The sequence below is a fragment of the Gemmatimonadaceae bacterium genome (genome assembly GCA_035533755.1).
GTDB lineage: Bacteria > Gemmatimonadota > Gemmatimonadetes > Gemmatimonadales > Gemmatimonadaceae > JAGWRI01.
In genome coordinates this window covers 1-4406 of record DATLTC010000068.1, presented here as the reverse complement: position 1 = coordinate 4406, position 4406 = coordinate 1, and the positions used below count along the sequence as shown (strand labels likewise).

Below are 4406 nucleotides of genomic sequence, written 5' to 3'. Positions count from 1 at the left end.
AGAGCGCGCTCGTCCCCCAGGCGCGCCGTGAACTCGAACTGGCCCGCCAGGCGATTCCCGGCGGAGGGGGCGCAACGAGATGACGCGGCGTGATGGGGCACGCGCGGTGGAGCGCGCATGAAGCGGCGCGAATGGGTGCGGCAGGCCGCGCTGTTCGCCGTGGGCCTCCGGTTCGTGCGCCCGGCGGGCGCGCCGGCGCCGGTGGACGTGGCGCAGTTGCTGGTCCCGATGGACGATGCGCAGTCGGATCATCTCAAGGCGTACGGGCTCACCTTTGCCACGCTCAAGATGGGGCTCAAGGCGGAGTGGCTGCTCAACTACCGCGGCGGCTCGTTCCTGCTGCCCGATGTGCCAGAACTGCGCAAGGAAGCGGCGCTCGACGGCGTGACGCTGGAGATGATCACCGAGGCGCAGCTCGCGTCGGTGCGCGCGCTCATCACCAATTCCAACATGGACTCGGTGCCGCTGGAGAAGGCGCCGCGCATCGCGGTGTACACGCCGCCCGACGCGGCGCCCTGGGATGACGCCGTGACGCTGGCGCTCAAGTACGCCGGGATCGCCTACACCCCGATCTACGACCAGGAGGTGGAGCGCGGCGACCTGAGCAAGTACGAGTGGCTGCACCTGCACCACGAGGACTTCACCGGCCAGTTCAACAAGTTCTACCTCGGGTACCGCGACGCGCCCTGGTTCATCGACATGGTGCAGAGCAACCTGGCCGAGGCCAGGAAGCTGGGCTTCGCCAACGTGCCGGCGCTCAAGAAGGACGTGGCCGAGCGCATCCGGCAGTTCGTGAGCAACGGGGGATTCCTGTTCGCCATGTGCGGGGCCACCGAGACGCTCGATCTGGCGCTGGCCGGCCACGACGTGGACATCGCGCAGCCGTTCTCCGACGGCACGCCCATGGATCCCGACGCCGACCGGAAGATGGACTGGTCGCGCGCCCTGGCGTTCCGCGACGCGCACCTGGAGAGGTCGGCGTACGTGAACTCCATGAGCGACATCGACGGCCACCAGGTGAACGACCCGGCCCGCCGCCAGCCGCTGGGCACGTTCACCCTCTTCAACTTCTCGGCCAAGTTCGATCCCGTGGCGTCGATGCTCGTGCAGAATCACCGGAGCGTGATCAACGACTTCTACGGGGTCACGACCAGCTTCACCAAGGCCACGCTCAAGCCGAGCGACGTGGTGCTGGCGTTCGAGGAGGGCGCGCCGTGGGTCAAGTACATCCACGGCGACTACGGCAAGGGCACCTGGACGTTCTACGGCGGGCACGACCCCGAGGATCCCGAGCACGCCATCGGCAACCCGCCCACGGATCTGTCGCTGCACACGCACTCGCCGGGCTACCGGCTGATCCTGAACAACGTGCTGTTCCCGGCGGCCAAGAAGAAACCGCTCAAGACGTAAGACATGGTCACGCATACGAAAGCTGCAACTGCAACTGCAACTGCAACTGCAACTGCAACTACCTGGACGAACGACCAAACGGACGTGACGGATTAACGGATCACAACTACAACTGACTCGGGAACTGCTCCGCCATCGAGATCTCGATCCGGCATCGCGATCCCGATGAGGGAGCAGTTCCAAAGCGATGGCAGTTCGATCCGCAATATCCGTCCAATCCGTCTCATGGTAGTTCTGGCCGCTGCCGTTGCCGTTATGGTCGCCGCGCCCCTCCTGCGACAAATTGATCCCTCCCGCCACGCCTGAACTGTGGGCGGCCGCCGCGCAGCGTTAGGTTTGGGGAATGTCCGAATCCCGCCTGAGCCCCAAGGTCGCCGCAGCGCTTCGCGCGGCGATCGCGCTTGCCGGCGGGCGCGAGGTGTGCTTCGTATGCAGCGAAGACGCCGACGGCGTGCTCCAGACCGCGCGCGTGGCCGCCCGCGGCGGCGTGACCAGCGTCCTCGCCCTTCCCGGGTTCGCGCAGCGCGGCGAGATGCTCGTCCACAATCACCCCTCGGGAGCGCTCGACCCCTCCGACGCCGACCTCGCCGTCGCCGCGCGTCTGCACGACGACGGCATCGGCTTCGCCATCATCGACAACAACGCGTCGCGCCTCTACGTCGTGGTCGAAGTGCCGCGGTACGTCGAGCAGACTCCCCTCGACCTCGAGCGCGTCGCCTTCGATCTCGGTCCCGACGGCGCCGTGGCCCAGACCCACCAGCGCTACGAAGACCGTCCGTCCCAGCGCGAGATGGCGGAGCTGATTGCCCAGGCGTACAACGACGGCGGCGTGGCCCTGCTCGAAGCCGGCACCGGCATCGGCAAGTCGCTGGGCTACCTGGTGCCGGCGCTGCGCTGGGCCGCCGCCAACGGCGAACGCACCGTCGTCTCCACCAACACCATCAACCTCCAGGAACAGCTCGTCCGCAAGGATCTGCCCTTCCTCGCCCGCGCCATCACCGACCAGCCCGTGCGCTTTGCCCTGCTCAAGGGATGGCGCAACTACCTCTGCCTCGCCCGCCTCGAACAGGCCCGCGCGTCGGGGTCGTCGCTGTTCGAGGATGAACTGCACCACGAGCTCGACGCCATCGCCGCCTGGGCCAAGCGCACGTCCGATGGCTCGATGAGCGATCTCACCGCGCGCCCGTCGCCCGAGGTGTGGGACGAGGTGTCCGCCGAGCCCGACCTGTGCACGCGCGTCCAGTGCCCGCACTTCGACAACTGCTTCCTGTTCAAGGCCCGCCGCGCCGCCGCGCAGGCCGACGTCATCGTGGCCAACCACCACCTGCTGCTCGCCGACATCGCCGTGCGCCGCGCGTCGCAGAACTGGGACGAGGCCGCCGTGCTCCCCTCGTACCGCCGCCTCGTGATCGACGAGGGCCACCACCTGGAAGACGCCGCCGCCGCCCACCTGGGCATGAGCGTCACCCGCGGCGGGCTGCAGCGACTGTTCAACCGCCTCGAACGGCGCGGCGGCCGCGGACTCCTGCCCACGCTCGTCGCGCGGCTGCGCGGCAACCGCGACCTGCTCAGCGAGGCCAGCCTCGAACTGATCGACGCCCGCCTCGCCCCCTCCGTGCGCTCGGCGCGCGACAAGACGTCCATTCTCTTCGACGTGCTCGACGAGGTGCTGGCGCAGTCGGGGCAGCCCGTGCTGCGACTCACCGACGAGTTTGCCGTGCACCCCGTGTGGAAGGGCGGACTGCGCGTGTCCCTCGAGAACACGCTCGGCGAACTGGGCGTGCTCGACGAGGGGCTGTCGATGGTGCGCGAGCGGCTGGAGGGCAGCGCCCGCACCGAAGAGGCCGGCGGCCCCATGCTCGGCGAGATGCGCGCCGTCTCGCGACGGCTGCAGAGCGCCGGCGACGCGCTGCGCGAGGCGCTCGATCCCACGCCCGGCGCCGAGACGGTACGCTGGATCGAGGCCCGCGGGCGCGACCGCGCCGTGGCCGTGGCCAGCGTGCCGCTCGATCTCGCGCCCATTCTCCGCGACGATCTGTTCTCGCGGCTCAAGACCACCATCGTCACCAGCGCCACGCTCGCCGCCGAGGGACGGTTCGATTTCATGGCCGGCCGGCTGGGGCTCACGTCGTCGGAACTCGAGCCGGTCACGCGCATTCTCCCGTCGCCCTTCGATTATGCGCGGCAGGCGCTGCTCGCCATTCCCACCGACACGCCGGCCCCCAATCGCGATCCCGAGCGGCACGCCCACGCCCTGGTGCGCATCCTGCTCGACGTGGCCGACGCGGCCGACGGGGGCGTGTTCGTGCTGTTCACCAGCCACCGCGAAGTGCGACGCGCTGCCGAACTGCTGCGCGCCAAGAACGTGGAGCGGCGATGGCCGCTGCTCGTGCACGGCGAGGACGGCCGCGACCGGCTGCTCACGCGATTCCAGGAGTCCGGGCGCGCCGTGCTGCTGGGCACCACGTCGTTCTGGGAAGGGGTGGACGTGCCGGGCGATCCGCTGCGCGCCCTGCTCCTCGCCAAGATCCCCTTTCGCGTGCCCACCGAGCCGCTCACCGCGGCGCGATGCGAGGCCATCGGGCAGCGGGGCGGCGATCCGTTTGCCGAATACATGGTGCCCGACGCCGCGCTCAAGCTCAAGCAGGGGTTCGGGCGGCTCATCCGCACTGCCACCGACCGCGGGGCCGTGATCATCGCCGATTCGCGCGTGGCCACGGCTCGCTATGGCGCCGAACTGCTGCGCGGGCTGCCGCCGGCCCGCCGCGTGATGGACGTGTGGGAGGAATTGCGGCCGGTGGTGCGCGAGTTCTACGCCGCGGACTAGGGCGCTACACAGGTTGGGCGCCGCCGGCGCCGCCGGCGCCGCCGAATGCCCGCGAATGGCCGCCCCCCGCGATCGCCAGTAGATTTCCCGGCATGCCCTCCAACGCCTCGCTCCCCATCGCCCGCCCGTCCAAGATCGTGTGTGTGGGGCGCAACTACGCCGAACACGC

At 69.5% G+C, this 4406-nt stretch carries 2 protein-coding genes; both read left to right on the top strand.

Going from position 1 to position 4406, the window contains the following annotated elements:
* Positions 1–117 precede the first annotated feature (117 nt).
* Complete coding sequence (locus VNE60_10990; GenBank protein HVB32041.1) at positions 118–1410, top strand: hypothetical protein; 1293 nt, start codon at positions 118–120, stop codon at positions 1408–1410.
* Between the two features lie 343 nt (positions 1411–1753).
* Positions 1754–4237 carry a helicase C-terminal domain-containing protein gene (locus tag VNE60_10985; protein ID HVB32040.1) on the top strand — a complete coding sequence of 828 codons (2484 nt, stop codon included), beginning with the start codon at positions 1754–1756 and terminating at the stop codon, positions 4235–4237.
* Positions 4238–4406 lie beyond the last annotated feature (169 nt).